Annotated in this window: 14 protein-coding genes and 1 tRNA gene; 9 read left to right on the top strand and 6 right to left on the bottom strand. The window is 66.0% G+C overall.

Annotation, left to right across the window (positions count from 1 at the left end; all coding sequences use genetic code 11):
• Positions 1-77 precede the first annotated feature (77 nt).
• Both K0O64_RS20055 and K0O64_RS20050 read left to right on the top strand, forming a co-directional pair.
• Positions 78-290 (top strand): helix-turn-helix transcriptional regulator, encoded by a 213-nt coding sequence (locus K0O64_RS20055; RefSeq protein WP_096312938.1) that lies wholly within the window; start codon positions 78-80, stop codon positions 288-290.
• 76 nt (positions 291-366) lie between these two features.
• On the top strand, positions 367-1,548 hold the full coding sequence (locus K0O64_RS20050) for a site-specific integrase (RefSeq protein ID WP_096311866.1): 1,182 nt from the start codon (positions 367-369) through the stop codon (positions 1,546-1,548).
• 58 nt (positions 1,549-1,606) lie between these two features.
• On the opposite strand, the gene K0O64_RS20045 is transcribed toward K0O64_RS20050, so the two are convergent.
• Both K0O64_RS20045 and K0O64_RS20040 read right to left on the bottom strand, forming a co-directional pair.
• Positions 1,607-1,680: transfer RNA gene (locus K0O64_RS20045), tRNA-Arg, on the bottom strand.
• A 95-nt stretch (positions 1,681-1,775) separates the two neighbouring features.
• Positions 1,776-2,015, bottom strand: a complete 240-nt coding sequence (locus tag K0O64_RS20040; protein WP_125477460.1) for a hypothetical protein — start codon at positions 2,013-2,015, stop codon at positions 1,776-1,778.
• 362 nt (positions 2,016-2,377) lie between these two features.
• On the opposite strand from K0O64_RS20040, the gene K0O64_RS20035 reads away from it, so the two are divergent.
• On the top strand, positions 2,378-3,583 hold the full coding sequence (locus tag K0O64_RS20035; RefSeq protein WP_096311864.1) for an alpha/beta hydrolase: 1,206 nt from the start codon (positions 2,378-2,380) through the stop codon (positions 3,581-3,583).
• A 2-nt stretch (positions 3,584-3,585) separates the two neighbouring features.
• Here K0O64_RS20035 and K0O64_RS20030 read toward each other — a convergent pair whose 3' ends face one another.
• Positions 3,586-4,260, bottom strand: coding sequence for an SDR family oxidoreductase (locus K0O64_RS20030; RefSeq protein ID WP_096311863.1), 675 nt, complete (start codon positions 4,258-4,260; stop codon positions 3,586-3,588).
• 113 nt (positions 4,261-4,373) lie between these two features.
• Positions 4,374-5,591: a cytochrome P450 gene (locus K0O64_RS20025; RefSeq protein ID WP_096311862.1), complete on the bottom strand. Its 1,218-nt coding sequence runs from the start codon at positions 5,589-5,591 to the stop codon at positions 4,374-4,376.
• A 157-nt stretch (positions 5,592-5,748) separates the two neighbouring features.
• Between K0O64_RS20025 and K0O64_RS20020 the strand changes: the two genes are divergently transcribed.
• Positions 5,749-6,354, top strand: a complete 606-nt coding sequence (locus K0O64_RS20020) for a TetR/AcrR family transcriptional regulator (protein WP_096311861.1) — start codon at positions 5,749-5,751, stop codon at positions 6,352-6,354.
• Between the two features lie 6 nt (positions 6,355-6,360).
• Here the strand turns inward: K0O64_RS20020 and K0O64_RS20015 are convergent, their stop codons facing one another.
• Positions 6,361-6,663: a hypothetical protein gene (locus K0O64_RS20015; RefSeq protein WP_096311860.1), complete on the bottom strand. Its 303-nt coding sequence runs from the start codon at positions 6,661-6,663 to the stop codon at positions 6,361-6,363.
• Entirely contained in the window at positions 6,660-6,884 is a 225-nt protein-coding gene (locus tag K0O64_RS20010; protein ID WP_047331514.1) for a hypothetical protein, read from the bottom strand. Before K0O64_RS20010 ends, K0O64_RS20015 begins: the two co-directional genes overlap by 4 nt.
• 99 nt (positions 6,885-6,983) lie before the next feature.
• Here K0O64_RS20010 and K0O64_RS20005 point away from each other — a divergent pair, with 99 nt between their 5' ends.
• The 5 genes from K0O64_RS20005 to K0O64_RS19985 all read left to right on the top strand — a co-directional run bounded on the left by K0O64_RS20005 (position 6,984) and on the right by K0O64_RS19985 (position 14,769).
• A complete protein-coding gene (locus K0O64_RS20005) occupies positions 6,984-7,244 on the top strand; it encodes a hypothetical protein (RefSeq protein ID WP_096311859.1) in 261 nt (86 codons plus the stop codon).
• Positions 7,245-7,358: 114 nt separating this feature from the next.
• On the top strand, positions 7,359-8,843 hold the full coding sequence (locus tag K0O64_RS20000; RefSeq protein ID WP_096311858.1) for a wax ester/triacylglycerol synthase family O-acyltransferase: 1,485 nt from the start codon (positions 7,359-7,361) through the stop codon (positions 8,841-8,843).
• The gene (locus K0O64_RS19995; RefSeq protein ID WP_096311857.1) at positions 8,843-10,432 is read left to right on the top strand and encodes an HAD-IB family hydrolase/lysophospholipid acyltransferase family protein; all 1,590 of its coding nucleotides are present in this window, start codon (positions 8,843-8,845) and stop codon (positions 10,430-10,432) included. The genes K0O64_RS20000 and K0O64_RS19995 overlap by 1 nt, the downstream gene beginning before the upstream one ends.
• Positions 10,429-12,756 (top strand): glycerol-3-phosphate 1-O-acyltransferase, encoded by a 2,328-nt coding sequence (locus K0O64_RS19990; RefSeq protein WP_096311856.1) that lies wholly within the window; start codon positions 10,429-10,431, stop codon positions 12,754-12,756. Before K0O64_RS19995 ends, K0O64_RS19990 begins: the two co-directional genes overlap by 4 nt.
• Positions 12,757-12,771: 15 nt before the next feature.
• Positions 12,772-14,769, top strand: coding sequence for a bifunctional copper resistance protein CopD/cytochrome c oxidase assembly protein (locus K0O64_RS19985; protein WP_220045703.1), 1,998 nt, complete (start codon positions 12,772-12,774; stop codon positions 14,767-14,769).
• Positions 14,770-14,777 lie beyond the last annotated feature (8 nt).

Raw genomic sequence — 14,777 nt, 5'->3', positions numbered from 1 at the left:
CACCGCAGCTAGTGCCTCTGGGCCCACTTACAGTTGAATTACCCGACCCTGGGGCGGACCAGAAGGAAGTGACCGCCATGGATGAGAACACCGAAGACAAGTGGCTAACGCGCCAAGACCTCGCAGATCGGCTTGGACTGCCGGTCAAGACGCCGGCCGAATGGGCGTCCAAGGGGACTGGTCCACGGTATGCGAAGTTCGGGCGGCACGTCCGATACCGGCTCAGCGACGTAATCGACTGGGAGCAACAGCAATTCACCGAAGGCAAGCGCGACTCCGCCGAAGTATGATGGGTCAATGATCGCTGTTCTAGTGCTCCAGCGGGCGCCGCAACGCCCGCAACGCCCGCAGGCCCAGGGGTAATCCATGGCCGGCCGGCCATCGCTGCGCATCGGCCAGCACGGCAAGATCACCCGCAAATACCTCGGTGGCGGAATCTGGTTGGCGCAGTGCCGCTTTCGCGACACCGATGGCGTCACACGTAGAATCCAACGACTCGGGCCGTCCGATGAGCACGACAAATACGGGAAGCTTGCCGCCGACGCGTTAATTGAGGCACTCGCCGATCGTCGACCACCCTCCGGAGCGGGCTCCATCGGCCTTGAAACTCCGGTCATGACTCTGGTGGACCAACACATCGAGCGGCTCGCCGAAGACGGTCGTTCGGCCCGCACCCTCGACACCTACCGCTACACGGGAGCCAAGCTGAGCAAGTTCATGGCCGGCGTGAAAGTGGGGGAGGCGTCGGCCGCCAGACTGGACGCGGCCCTGCGGTCGATGCGTACCGCTCACGGGGCAGTGATGGCCCGCCAATCCAGGACCCTGCTGCGGGGAGCTCTTCAACTCGCGGTTCTCAACAACGTCCTCGGCGCCAACCCCGTCCGCGACGTTCAGGCGATCAAGTCCAAGGAACAGCCCAAGGGCGCCCAGGCGCTCACCGCGGATCAATTGCGCGATCTGCTCGCCAAACTGAGGACCTCGGAGACGTGCCGCCAGCGCGACCTGACCGACCCGATCACGCTGCTGATCGCCACCGGACTCCGCCGCTCAGAACTGCTGGCGCTTCAGTGGACCGACTTCGACGCAGACGCCAGCACGATCTCCGTCTCCGGCAAAGTCATCCGCGAGAAGGCGAAGGGATTGGTCCGCGTCGATGAGACCAAGACTGCGGCGGGGCGCCGGGTGATTCCGCTTCCCGCGTTCGCGGTCGCCACCCTTAACGAACGTCGGAAGCTGCCCTATCTCGGAGAGCAGTCCGTCATCTTCCCGTCCACGAACGGGACGCTGCGCGATCCCGACAACTTCGCCGGGCAGTGGCGCAGAACCCGGGACGAGTTGGGCGTCCCCGACATCACCTCGCACAGCTTCCGCAAGACCGTCGCGACGCTCATCGACGACGCCGGACTGTCGGCTCGCATTGGCGCCGACCATCTCGGACACGCCAAAGTGTCGATGACGCAGGACCGCTACATGAGCCGCGGCCGGGTTCACAACGAGGTGGCGAATCTGCTGGATAAGGCCGTCGCCGACAACTCAGGTCCGCTATAAACGACGAATAAACGACGACTGACGTTATTCAGTATGGCTAAATACCACCTCTGACCAGCGCCCCCGGCAGGAATCGAACCTGCGACCTAGGGATTAGAAGGCCCTTGCTCTATCCAACTGAGCTACGGAGGCAGCGCGTCGACAGTCTAGCGGTGCAGATTTGCCAGAAGGGGCGCGTGTAACTCCCTGTGAATTGCAATCTCGTTGAGCAAAGATCCGCGGAAGTGTCAGGCGATGTCGAACCGGGCCCGCAGAGCCTCCTGCAGGCGGCGGACCTCCTTGAGCTTTTCCCGCAGCCGCAGCACTGGTTCGGGCGTGCGAGCGGCACCCCAGCCGGCATCGCACCGACTGGTCCAGCGGTCCTGCGCGACCGCGATCAAGTCCTCGAGATCGTCGATCTCGTCCTGCATCAGCTCGGCAAACCGCCTCGCTTGAGCTGCGTCGTTGGGATGGACGGGCCGCGTCAACGATGGACGCGGAAAAGGCCGCCTCAGCGGCGCAGGCGCACCCGCGGCGAAGGGCGACTCAACACGCGTGATCAGTCCTCCGGCGAAGGCGGGAGCGGGGTCCTCGAGAAGCATTCACAAATCGTCCTGTGAATCCCTCGACGTTTCCTGTCAGGCAAGTTGGAGGACAACGCGACGCCACCGCGCGTTCACTTTGCCAGCGGGATTTCCTAGGGCACAAAGGCCCAAGAAGATAGTTCCTAAGAATTCCTCAGGTTTGGCCGAAGTTAGGTTATGGTGTGACGACTGACACACGTCGACCAACCGCATCCGCGACTTGGCAAAGGCGTTAGGCGGGCTAAGGACAAGGGGGTCTGGAGCTCATGAGCATTCCCATCGGGCAGGTCACCGCGCGCTGTACGCAGGCGCTGAACACCGGGTCACTATTGCTGCGGGGCTCGCCGGCCGCGGCCGGTTGGGTGCTGGGGTGGCTGAACGCCGAGTTCGCTCCGCAAGTCCTCACCGGCCACGCACTCTCGACGGTGTCGCCGCTGCAGAGGGTTGCCTGCGCTCTGGCGGTCCAGAAAGCCGACAAGGTGCTCGAGGCCGCCCTGGAGAAGACCTTCGGCAAGGATTACACCGCCGAAGTGCGGCATCCTCTCGGGCAGGAGTCGGGCCATCGTCCCAACGTCGCTGCCGTCCTCGACGCCATGCACCATCGCCGCCGCTACGCGGCGACCACCCGGAACATCTCCTACGGGCCCCGCGGGCGCAACAACACGCTCGACATCTGGCGTCGCCCCGATCTGCCGGAGGGGTACCGCGCGCCGGTACTCATCCAGGTTCCCGGTGGCGCCTGGTCGGTCAATGACAAACGAGGCCAGGCCTATCCGTTGATGGCGCGGATGTCCGAGCTGGGCTGGATCTGCGTCACGATCAACTACAGCCGCAGCCCGCGTAACGCCTTCCCGTCGCACATCGTCGACGTGAAACGGGCCATCGCGTGGGTCAAGGCCAACATCGCCAAGTACGGCGGCGACCCGGACTTCGTCGCGATCACCGGGGGATCGGCCGGTGGGCACCTGAGCTCACTGGCCGCGCTGAGCGCCGGCGATGAAAGTCTGCAACCGGGTTTCGAGCACGCCGACACCAGCGTGCAGGCCGTCGCCCCGTATTACGGCGTCTACGACCTGACCACCACCGACAAGATGCATCCGCTGATGATGCCGCTGCTCGAGCACGTTGTGGTCCAGCGTCGGCTGGAGGACAACCCTCAGCTGTACCGCGACGCGTCGCCCATGCACCGCATTCATCGTGACGCCCCGCCGTTCTTCGTCCTGCACGGCGAGAGCGATGCCGTGATACCGAGTGCGCAGGCGCGCGATTTCGTTGCCGCACTTCGGATGTCGGGGCCCGCAACGGTGGCTTACGCCGAGCTCCCCAAGGCGCACCACGCCTTCGACACCATCGCGACGCTGCGCTGCCAGCTGGCAGCCGAGGCCGTCGCAAACTTCATGGGCATCGTGTATGGCCGCCACCTGGCGGCGCGGAACGGCACCGAGAAGATAGCGGTCGGCTCGGCGAGCTGAGGTCAGGCCACCGTCATCAGATAGTCGGCGCTGCCGATGTAGACGATGCTCGAGGCGCTCGGCACGACTGCGGCGTTGGCGATCGCGGTGCCGAATGCCTCGACTGTCGGCAGCGCGCCCGTGGTGCCATCCCCGGAGACCACCGTCAGGTGAATGCCCGCGTGATCGAACTCGGAACGCATTGTGTAAAGCGCGGTTTCGCCTGCGCGCTTGCTGGCGGCCACGCGCCCGTAGCCCTTCGGCACCGCCTTGTGTGGATAGAAGTGGGCCTGGTGGCTGGTGACGAACACGATCCGCGAGCCGGCTGGCATCAACGGCATGGCCAGCAGCGCCAGGCGGCGCTGGGCGTCGCGATTGAGTCGCATCGCATATCCCGGATCCGCGTCGGTTTCGAGTCCGCCTGAGGCGTTGAGGACCAACACGTCCAGCCTGCCGAAGTGCGCGGTGATGTACTGCATCATCGCTGCGACCTCGACGTCGTCGGTGATATCGGCAGCCAACGCGGTGGCATTGCCGCCCGCACCGCGGATGGCGTCGACGACCGCGTTGGCCCGCTTGGCTTTCTCGCGGTAGTTCACGATGACGTGGGTATCGGGAGAGGCGAGCTGACGGGCGACTTCGGCGCCGATTCCTCTTGATGCACCGGTGATCAACACGACGCGGGCGGGTGGCTGCATGGCGGGTTCCTTCCGTTGCTGCGGCACTACCCACCGTACACGAACTCTAAGAAAAATAAGATAAAAATAAGATAACGCTGAGGTGACAGGCGTGTCGTGAGAATCCCGTGGTCTTAGCCCGATCGCTTTCCCGGCGTGAATGTCACTGGCACCGTGCGGTATCCGCGGGTGACCGAGTTCCCGTGGAACTTCGCGTCGGTGTCGGTCGCCAGCGTGAAGTCCGGCATTCTGGCCAGCACCTGTTCGACCCCGATCCGAAACTCGAGGCGCGCGAGATTGGAGCCGAGGCAACGGTGCACGCCGGCGCCGAAGCCCAGATGGCGGTTCTGCCGTCGGTCGAGCATGCAGCGCTCGGGCTGTGGGAACTCGGTGGCATCCCGGTTCGCCGAGGCGTAGTTGACCTGGACGGATTCACCGGGGCGGAAGGTCTGCCCGTCGACTTCGACGTCACGCGTGACGGTTCTCGGAATGCCATGGATTGACCCGGCGAAGCGGATGAACTCCTCGATGGCGTAGGGCATGATGTCGGGCTCGCGGATCAGTCTGTCCCGCTCGTCTGGATGCATGGCGAGGTAGTGAAAGGCGAAGGACATCGCGTTCGCGGTCGTCTCCAGTCCCGCCTGTACCAGCAGCATGGCGTTGCCGACCACGTCTTGGAATGCAAGTTTCTGGCCGTCGATTTCCGCGCCGAGGAGCACGTCGATCATGTCGTCGGTCGGGGGGCCTTCGCAGTGCGCGACGACCGCCTCGGTGATGTGCTGGTAGAGGCCGCCCCATGCCACGCTCCGCACCTCCTCGGTCGCACCGTTGAGGGCGGTGTCGGTCAATTCGATGCACAGCGGGACATCGTCGACGGGCATGCCGAGCAGGTACTTGAAGAACACGATGCCCGGCTGTCGCCATGCCACTTCGGCAAGATCACCAACTCCAGACTCGATGAATCCGTCGATCAATCGGTCTGTCTCGTAACGTATTTCGGGCTGCAGCTGTTGCATCCGGCCGGGGGAGAAGTACGGATTGAGCACCTTGCGGAACTTCTGCTGACGCGGGGGATCGAGAGTGATCACGATGTCGCCGGGGAGTTGCTCAGCCCCCTGCGGCGTCGGGTTGCTCGAGAAGTGCTCCCAGTCGCGAAGGATCGCCGTGCACGCGCTGTAGCTCACCGCCACCCACGATCCGCCGGCGTCGGGCGTCAGAAAGGGTGTGTCGGTGTAGGCGAACGAGGACTTCGCGCGCATGACGTCGTACACGTCGTAGAGAAAGTCGTTGTCGTTGAAGTCTTCATGGCGCAGGTCCCACTGCTGGGCGTGCTCCTCGCGAGACTTGGGCAACGTCGGACTCCCTCCGCATGCTCGGCACCGCGGGCCGAGGTGGCCAGTACTTGCAGATCAACACGTTATATACGAGTTCGGATAAAATATCCGAACTGGAATATATCGAGTCGAGCCGAGTCGTACAACGGCATCAGGGATCTGACACCATCGACGCATGGTGGAGAGATGGACGCGCGAGCGGCGGCTGGAACACACCCGCACCCTGCTGCTCGACTCGGCAGAGGCGGCGTTCGCCGATCACGGCTTTGCCGGTGCCGCGCTCGACGACATCGCCGAGGTTGCCGGGTACACGCGCGGTGCCATCGCGTCACACTTCGGAGCCAAGGACGAGCTATTCCTTGCAGTTGTCGAGCGGCGCCTGCAACGGCTGGCCGCAAACTTCGACGACGTGATCGGCTCGTTCGAGGCGCTCAACGACGAACTCGTCGACGAACTGGTGAAGCGTTGGCGCGGCGTCACAACCGGAAGTCGGGCTGACGCGGCGCTCAATTACGAGTTCTCGCTGTACTTGCTTCGCAACCCGGACGCGCGGGAGCGTCTGGCGCCGCAGCGGGAACGGACGATTCAGTGGATCGCCGACTACATCACGAACCATGTCGATCGCCTTGGCGGCCAAATCCGGATGCCTGCCGAGACACTGGCTCGGCTGCTCGTGGCCAGCACCGAGGGCGTCTTGATGGGGAGCCATCTGGACGGCCAGGATCTCTACGAGCCCTACTTGCAATTTGTCATGGCGAACCTGGTGCTGCGCGGCAACTGACAATCGTCAGCCTGGCGAGCGCGCCTCCTGTGGTCGCAGTAGTGGCACCACCAGCACGATGACGATCAGCCAGCCCAGCGCCGCCACCGGGATCGCCCACATCCGCCGTACCGCCAGTGCGTGCTGGCACTGGTCGGCCTTGCCGGCGAAGGTCGCCTGAACCAGATCAGCGCTAAAACCGCTGCCGCACTTGATTTGTACGCCCCACGGATCGAAGTCGGGCAGGTACACCGGCCATCGCAGCGCAAGCAGGCCGAACGTCAGCAGCACCACTGCGACGACGGCCCACGCAATCTGCCGAACGGTCACGTCATGCAGACATTGGCGAACAGCAGCACCGGCCACGACACGATGGACCCCAGGAACGACACCACCAGGTCGGCGCCCCGCAGGGCATGCAGGTGATCGGTGTGGGTCGACGACCACACCAGACCCACAGCGAGATAAGGGATCCCGATCAACAGGTTGATGCCGATGAGTTCGGCGATCGTCAGCTTGTAGTTCAGCACCGAACGAATTTTCGTCAGCATTGAGGTCCTCCCGCCCCGAGTGAGCCCAATGCTAATGAGTACGGCCGCCCGCGAGAAGCATTTGTGAGAAACTGTGTTTTCAGATTTGGGGGAGGGCTTGTGGACCAGCTGATGACCCGGTTGCGCCGAGTGCTCAACTATGAGGTGACCGTCGAAGCGGTGATCGAGATCGCGATGTGGCTGGCGATTCCGTACTTGGTGATCGGACTCGTCTGGGGCTTCTTCCATGTCGAAGCGGTTCAGCAGCTTGAAGTTCAACTCAACCGGGTCCTTCCGGCCGGTGCTGAGGTGGGGGCGTACGGCCTGGCCGCACTGCTGTGGCCCGTTCTCCTACTGCTGCCGCCGCTCTGCTTGGCCTGAAGTCGTAACCGACTCACAATCGAGACCCGCCACCCCCGCGCGCCGACTAGCGTGGTTGTCGGCGTTCGCCGACTCGCGCACGCCGAGCGTGCCGTTGTCGATGAGGAGGGATCCATGAGCGGACCAGCCGATGTGAATGGTCTGCCGGACGAACTCGGTCCCCTCGACATGCTGCTGCACCGCGGCGAGGCCAACCCGCGGACCCGCTCGGGGATCATGGCGCTGGAAATCCTCGACCGCACCCCGGATTGGAACCGCTTCCGGACCGCGTTCGAGAACGCGTCCCGCAAGGTGCTCCGGCTGCGCCAGCGCGTCGTGGTCCCGACACTGCCGACGGCTGCACCGCGCTGGGTGGTCGACCCCGACTTCAATCTCGACTTCCACGTCCGCCGGGTTCGGGTTCCCGAGCCGGGCACCCTGCGTGAGGTGCTCGACCTCGCCGAGGTGAGCCTGCAGTCGCCGCTGGACATCTCCCGCCCATTGTGGACGGCCACCCTGGTCGAGGGGCTTGAAGGCGGCAAGGCGGCCACGCTGTTGCACCTCAGTCACGCGGTCACTGACGGGGTCGGCGCCACCGCGATGTTCGCCGAGATCTATGACCTCGAACGCGAGCCGGCGCCCCGGCCCGCGCCGCCCCTTCCGGTGCCGCAGGACCTGACGCCCAACGACCTGATGCGCGAAGGGCTCAACCATCTGCCGGGCGCCATCGTCGGCGGCCTGCTGGGTGCTGTCACCGGTGGGCTGGGCGTGGTCGGTCGTGTGGTGCGCAATCCCGGCACGGCCGTGTGGGACGCCGTCGACTACGCGCGCTCCGGGCGCCGGGTGGTGGCCCGGGCCGCCGAGCCGTCCCCGCTGTTGCGCCGCCGCAGCCTGTCCTCGCGCAGCGAGGCGATCGAGATGCGGCTGTCCGACCTGCGCGCCGCCGCGCACGCCGCCGGCGGTTCGGTCAACGACGCCTACCTGGCCGGGTTGTGCGGAGCGTTGCGGCGCTATCACGAGGCGCTCGGCGTTCCGGTGAACAGTCTGCCGATGGCGGTGCCGGTGAGCCTGCGGGCCGAGGCCGACCCGGCCGGCGGCAACCGGTTCGCCGGGGTGAACCTCGCCGCGCCGATCGCCGTCGTCGACCCGGCCGTGCGGATCCAGAAAATTCGCAAGCAGATGACGTCCCGGCGCGAGGAGGCCGCCATCGACCTGATGGGCGCCATCGCGCCCGTGGTCGGCCTGCTGCCCGACGCCGTGCTGGAAGCGATGAGCGGTGCGGTGATCGCCTCCGACGTCCAGGCCAGCAATGTGCCCGTCTATGCCGGCGACACCTACATCGCAGGCGCGAAGGTGCTGCGCCAGTACGGGATTGGGCCGCTGCCCGGGGTTGCGATGATGGTTGTGCTGGTCTCTCGCGGCGGCTTCGCCACGGTCACCGCCCGCTACGACCGCGCATCGATCACCGACGAGGACTTGTTCGCGCGATGCCTGCGCGAGGGTTTCGACGAGGTGCTCTCGCTGGCCGGTGATCCACCGCCGCGCGTGGTGCCCGCATCGTTCCCCGACCCGAAAAACGACTCACCCCAACCTAGCCCGAACGGATCGGTGGCTTACTGATGAGCGAGACGGAGATGCGCCTGCCCGGTTCGGTGGCCGAGGTGATGGCCAGCCCCGAAGGGCCCAAGATCGGGGCGTTCTTCGATCTGGACGGCACCCTGGTCGCCGGGTTCACCGCCGTCATCCTCACCCGAGAGCGCTTCCGCAGCCGCGACATGGGCATCGGGGAGTTGATCTCGATGATCGCCGCGGGCCTCAACCATCAGCTCGGCCGGCTGGAATTCGAGGAGCTGATCACCAAGGCGTCGCAGGCACTGCGCGGCCGGGCGTTGAGCGATTTGCATGAGATCGGCGACCGGATGTTCGTGCAGCAGATCGAGAAGCGGATCTATCCGGAAATGCGTGAGTTGGTGCACGCACACATGGAGCGCGGACACACCGTGGTGCTCAGCTCCTCGGCGCTGACCCTTCAGGTCGAACCGGTGGCGAAGTTCCTCGGCATCGAGAACACCTTGACCAACCGGTTCGAGGTCGACGAGAACGACGTGCTGACCGGCGACGTGGTCCGGCCGATCCTGTGGGGGCCGGGCAAGGCGAACGCGGTGCAGAAGTTCGCCGCGGACAACGACATTGACCTCAAACACTCGTACTTCTACGCCGACGGCGACGAGGACGTCGCGCTGATGTACCTGGTCGGCAATCCGCGCCCGACCAACCCCGAGGGCAAGATGGCCGCGGTCGCTCGCCGGCGCGGCTGGCCGATCCTGCGGTTCTCCAGCCGCGGTGGCGGAGGCTTGATGGGCCAGGTGCGCACACTGCTCGGCGTCGGTGCGCTGGTGCCCGCCGCGACCGGCGCGATCTGGTGGGGTGCGCTGACCCGCAGCCGCCGGCGCGGCCTGAACTTCTTCACCACCGCGTTCCCGAATCTGTTGCTGGCCGTAAACGGCGTGCGGCTCAACGTCCTTGGCGAGGAGAATCTCCGCAAACAACGGCCCGCGGTGTTCATCTTCAACCACCGCAACAACGCAGACCCCGTCATCACGGCATCGCTGCTGCGGGACAACTGGACCGGCGTCGGCAAGAAGGAACTCAAGGACGACCCCGTCGTCGGCACGCTCGGCAAGCTGGTCGACACCGTCTTCATCGACCGCGACGACCCCAAGGCCGCCGTGGAAACCATGCATGAGGTCGAGAACCTGGTGGCCAAGGGCCTGTCGATCATGATCGCTCCCGAGGGCACTCGCCTGGACACCCGCACCGTCGGCCCGTTCAAGAAGGGGCCCTTCCGGCTGGCCATGGCCGCCGGTGTTCCACTGGTGCCGATCGTGATCCGCAACGCCGAGGTGATCGCCTCCCGCGATTCGTCCACGATGAATCCCGGCGAGGTGGATATCGTTGTCTACCCGCCTCTTTCGGTCGAGGACTGGACGGTGGAGGACCTCCCGGAGCGCATCGAGGAGGTTCGCCAGCTGTATTTGGACACGCTGAAGAACTGGCCGACGGACAAGGTGCCGGAAGCCGAGATCTACAAGAAGACACCCGCGAAGAAGGCCGCCAAGAAGGCGCCGGCCAAGAAGGCCGCCGCCAAGAAGACGCCGGCCAAGAAGGCCGCGACAACCAAGCAGTCACCTGCCAAGGGCCGCCGATGACCCACACCGACCACCTGGCCGATTTCAGCACCACCGACGACGCGCTCGTACTGGCGTCGGTGTCGTCGAAGGCGGAGTTCGAACTCCTCAACGACTGGCTGCACGCGCAGCGGCGGGCACACCCCGACACCAAGGTCGAGGTGCTGCAACTGCCCGCGGGTGATCCGCCCCCCGGGGTGGTGGCCCAGCTGGTCGAGGAACTCGGCGGCGGGGAGGACCGACTGGTCGTTCCGGTGCGGGTGTTCTGGGTGCCGGGTGGCCTGCCCACCCGCGTCAAGATCGTCGGCCTGATCTCCGGGCGGGATACCTACCGTCCACCAGAGATGTTGCAGCGCAGGATCCTTCGCCGTGATCCGTCGCGGGCGCGCATCGTTGCCGGTGAACCGGCCAAGGTGTCCGAGCTGCGTCAGCAGTGGAACGAGAACACCGTCGGCGAGAGTCCGCGCGATTTCGCACGCTTCGTGCTGCGCCGCGCCCGCCTGGCGATCGAACGCATGGAACTGCGGCTGCTGGGGCCGGAATACAAGTCGCCGCAACTGATCACCGATGAGCTGATGGCCTCCACGCGGTTCATGGAAGGCCTGGAGAAGATCCCCGACGCCGACCCGGCCAAGGCCGAGGAGATGCTCAACGAGCTCGCCACCGGGTGGAGCAGATTCTCGGTGGACCTGATCCCCAACCTCGGGCGGGCGATCTTCAGCCGGGGCTTCGATCCGCGAATCGACTACGACAGTATGGAAATCGAGTCGATGCGGCGCGGCCTGGAAGACCACCCGGCAGTACTGCTGTGGTCGCACCGGTCCTACCTCGACGGCGTCATCGTCCCGGTGGCGATGCAGGAAAACCGGCTACCCCCGGCGCACACATTCGCCGGAATCAACCTCTCGTTCGGGTTCATGGGCCCGCTGATGCGCCGCTCCGGCGTCATCTTCCTGCGCCGCAAGCTCGACGATCCGCTGTACAAATACGTGCTGCGCCAGTTCGTCGGCTACATCGTGGAGAAGCGCTTCAACCTGAGCTGGTCGATCGAGGGCACCCGGTCGCGCACCGGAAAGATGTTGCCGCCCAAGCTCGGACTGCTCGCCTACGTCGCCGACGCGTATTTGGACGGCCGCAGTGAAGACATCCTGCTGCAGCCGGTGTCGATCAGCTTCGACCAGCTGCACGAGACCACCGAGTACGCCGCCTACGCCCGCGGTGGCGAGAAGACGCCGGAGAGCGCGGAGTGGCTGTACAACTTCATCAAGGCGCAGGGCGAGCGTAACTACGGCAAGATCTACGTCCGCTTCCCCGAGGCCGTGTCGATGCGCCAGTACCTCGGCGAGCCGGGCGGGCCGATCGCCTCCGACGAGGCCGCCAAACGCCTTGCCATGCAGAAGATGGCCTTCGAGGTGGCCTGGCGGATCCTGCGCGTCACACCGATCAACGCCACCGGCCTGGTGTCGGCGCTGCTGCTCACCACCCGTGGCCGCGCACTGACGCTCAACCAGCTCCACCACACCCTGCAGGACTCGCTCGATTACCTTGAGCGCAAACAGAACCCGGTCACCAACAGTGCGCTGCGGCTGCGCACGCCCGACGGCGTGCGGGCCGCAGTCGACGCCCTCTCCAACGGCCACCCGGTCACAAGGGTCGACGGTGGCCACGAGCCGGTGTGGCGGATCGCGCCCGAGCACGAGCACGAGGCTGCCTTCTACCGCAATACGTTGATCCACGCGTTCCTGGAGACGTCGATCGCGGAACTGGCTCTGGCCCATGCGGGTCGCGCGCCCGACGGCGATCGCGTGGAGGTGTTCTGGGATCAGGCGATGCGGCTGCGCGATCTGTTGAAGTTCGACTTCTATTTCGCCGATTCCGCCGCCTTCCGCGAACACCTCGCCGAAGAGATGTCGTGGCAAGATGATTGGGAGATCCAGGTCGCCGCCGGCGGTGACGCGGTGGACAGCCTGCTGCGCGACAAGAAGCCGTTGATGGCGCACGCCATGCTGCGGCCGTTCATCGAGGCCTACACGATCGTCGCCGACGTGCTGTGCGATGCACCGGCCGATATCGGGGAGAAGGAGCTCACCAAGCTGGCGTTGGGCGTGGGCGCCCAGTACGCGGCGCAGGGCCGGATCCGTAGCAACGAGTCGGTGTCGGCACTGCTGTTCGCCACCGCGCGGCAGGTGGCCGCCGACCAGAACCTGCTGCAGGCCGGCCCGGACCTGGAGGAGCGTCGACGGGCGTTCCTGCACGAGCTCCGCACGATCCTGACCGACATGGACCGCATCCACGAGTTCTCCAGCGAGCAGTTCTATGCCCGCGAGCTCAGCCAGCGCGGGTAGCCATACGCTGAAACGATGACCGCACCCGCCGCCCGCAGCACCGCGGTCTGGCCGGTGCTGTCGATGGTCGCCGTCCTCGCCGGCATCACGGCTGCCGGTATCGGTGCGCTGTCCTTGGCTGACGCCCTGACCGCGACCGGATTGCCCGATCCGGGCCCCGTCACCACCCTCGGTCTGCCGTTCGTTCAGGCAGCCGGGGAGATCGCGGCGGTACTGGCTGTCGGCTCGTTCCTGTTCGCGACGTTCTTCGTGCCGCCGCAGGACAACGGCGTGCTCGACGTCGCCGGCTACCGGGCGCTGCGCATCGGGGTCGTCGCCTCCGGAGTGTGGGCGGTATGTGCGGCTCTGCTGGTCCCGCTCACGGTCTCGGACGTCTCCGGTCAGCCGCTGCGCGACCACCTCAATCCGGTGCAACTGTGGTCGGTGGCGAGTCTGGTCGACACGGCCGGAGCCTGGCGCTGGACGGCGTTTCTGGCGCTGGCGGTCGCCGTCGCCGGCCGTCCGGTGTTGCGTTGGTCGTGGACACCGTTTCTGCTGGCAGGCTCGCTGATCACGCTGGTGCCGCTGGGGTTGACCGGGCACTCGTCGGCGGGCGGCTCGCACGACGTGGGCACCAACAGCCTGATGATTCACCTGTTGGCCGGCGCGGTGTGGGCCGGCGGACTGCTGGCGCTGCTGGTGCATGCGCTGCGCGGCGGTGAGCACGCCGACCTCGCGGCCCGACGATTCTCGGCGGTGGCGTTCTGGTGCTTCGTGGCGATGGGCCTTTCCGGGGTGATCAACGCCTTCATCCGGATCCGGCTCGGCGACCTGTTCTCGACCGAGTACGGCCGGCTGGTGGTGGCCAAGATCGTCGCCCTGTGTGTGCTCGGTGTCATCGGCTGGCGGCAGCGCCGTGGACCGGTGGCCGCGCTGCAGGCCGACCCGCAGGCCCGCGGTGTGCTGGTCCGGCTGGCCTCGGTGGAGGCGCTGATGTTCGGCCTGACATTCGGCATCTCGGTGGGTCTGGGCCGCACCCCGCCGCCGCCACCCCTGGTGGCGAACCCGTCACCGGCCGAGGTGGGCATCGGCTACGACCTCGCCGGACCACCGACGGTTGCGCGGATCCTGCTGGACTGGCGCTTCGACCTGGTCTTCGGAACGGCCGCGATCGTGTTCGCCGCGGTGTACCTGGCCGGGGTGATCCGGCTGCGCCGCCGCGGTGATGCGTGGCCGACGGGCCGGACGTTCGCTTGGCTGCTGGGTTGCGCGGTGCTGCTGTTCACCACGTCGTCGGGCCTGGGCCGCTACATGCCTGCCATGTTCAGCATGCACATGACCGCGCACATGCTGCTGTCGATGTTGGTGCCGGTGCTGCTGGTGCTGGGCGCCCCGGTGACGCTGGCGCTGCGGGCGCTGCCTGCCGCGGGCAAGGGCAATCCGCCGGGGCCGCGCGAGTGGTTGCTCGACGCCCTGCACAGCAGGTGGTCTCGGTTCTTCACCCACCCGGTGGTGGCCACGATCGTGTTCGTCGCCGGGTTCTACGGCTTGTACTTCGGCGGCATCTTCGATGCGGCGGTGGGTCTGCACGGCGCGCACGTGCTGATGAACCTGCACTTCTTGATCAGCGGCTACCTCTTCTACTGGGTGGTCATCGGCGTCGATCCGACGCCGCGCCCGCTGCCGCCGGTGGCCAAGATCGCGATGGTGTTCGCCTCGCTGCCGCTGCACGCCTTCTTCGGGGTGGTGATGATGGGCATGCAGCAGGTACTGGGGGAGAGTTTCTACCGTTCTCTGAAGCTGAGTTGGCACACCAACCTGCTCGACGACCAGCATCTGGGCGGTGGAATCGCTTGGGCGGCAGGCGAAATCCCCCTCGTGGTGGTGATGGTGGCGCTACTGGTCCAGTGGAGTCGCAGCGATCGGCGCACCGCCAAGCGGCTCGACCGAGCCGCCGAGCGCGACGACGACGCCGACCTGGCGGCCTACAACGCGATGCTGGCCAAGCTGGCGCAACGCGAGAACGACCGCTGAATCCATCC

This window comes from Mycolicibacterium pallens (assembly GCF_019456675.1).
In the GTDB taxonomy this organism is placed as follows: domain Bacteria; phylum Actinomycetota; class Actinomycetes; order Mycobacteriales; family Mycobacteriaceae; genus Mycobacterium; species Mycobacterium crocinum.
Note: the sequence above shows the minus strand (reverse complement) of the source record. Positions and strands in the feature narration are given on the sequence as shown.

Coding starts and splice junctions, on each gene's coding strand:
- K0O64_RS19985 (WP_220045703.1), top strand. CDS start 12,772: ATGACCGCACCCGCCGCCCGCAGCACCGCGGTCTGGCCGGTGCTGTCG.
- K0O64_RS20050 (WP_096311866.1), top strand. CDS start 367: ATGGCCGGCCGGCCATCGCTGCGCATCGGCCAGCACGGCAAGATCACC.
- K0O64_RS20000 (WP_096311858.1), top strand. CDS start 7,359: ATGAGCGGACCAGCCGATGTGAATGGTCTGCCGGACGAACTCGGTCCC.
- K0O64_RS20055 (WP_096312938.1), top strand. CDS start 78: ATGGATGAGAACACCGAAGACAAGTGGCTAACGCGCCAAGACCTCGCA.
- K0O64_RS20030 (WP_096311863.1), bottom strand. CDS start 4,260: ATGCAGCCACCCGCCCGCGTCGTGTTGATCACCGGTGCATCAAGAGGA.
- K0O64_RS20010 (WP_047331514.1), bottom strand. CDS start 6,884: ATGCTGACGAAAATTCGTTCGGTGCTGAACTACAAGCTGACGATCGCC.
- K0O64_RS19995 (WP_096311857.1), top strand. CDS start 8,843: ATGAGCGAGACGGAGATGCGCCTGCCCGGTTCGGTGGCCGAGGTGATG.
- K0O64_RS19990 (WP_096311856.1), top strand. CDS start 10,429: ATGACCCACACCGACCACCTGGCCGATTTCAGCACCACCGACGACGCG.
- K0O64_RS20020 (WP_096311861.1), top strand. CDS start 5,749: ATGGTGGAGAGATGGACGCGCGAGCGGCGGCTGGAACACACCCGCACC.
- K0O64_RS20035 (WP_096311864.1), top strand. CDS start 2,378: ATGAGCATTCCCATCGGGCAGGTCACCGCGCGCTGTACGCAGGCGCTG.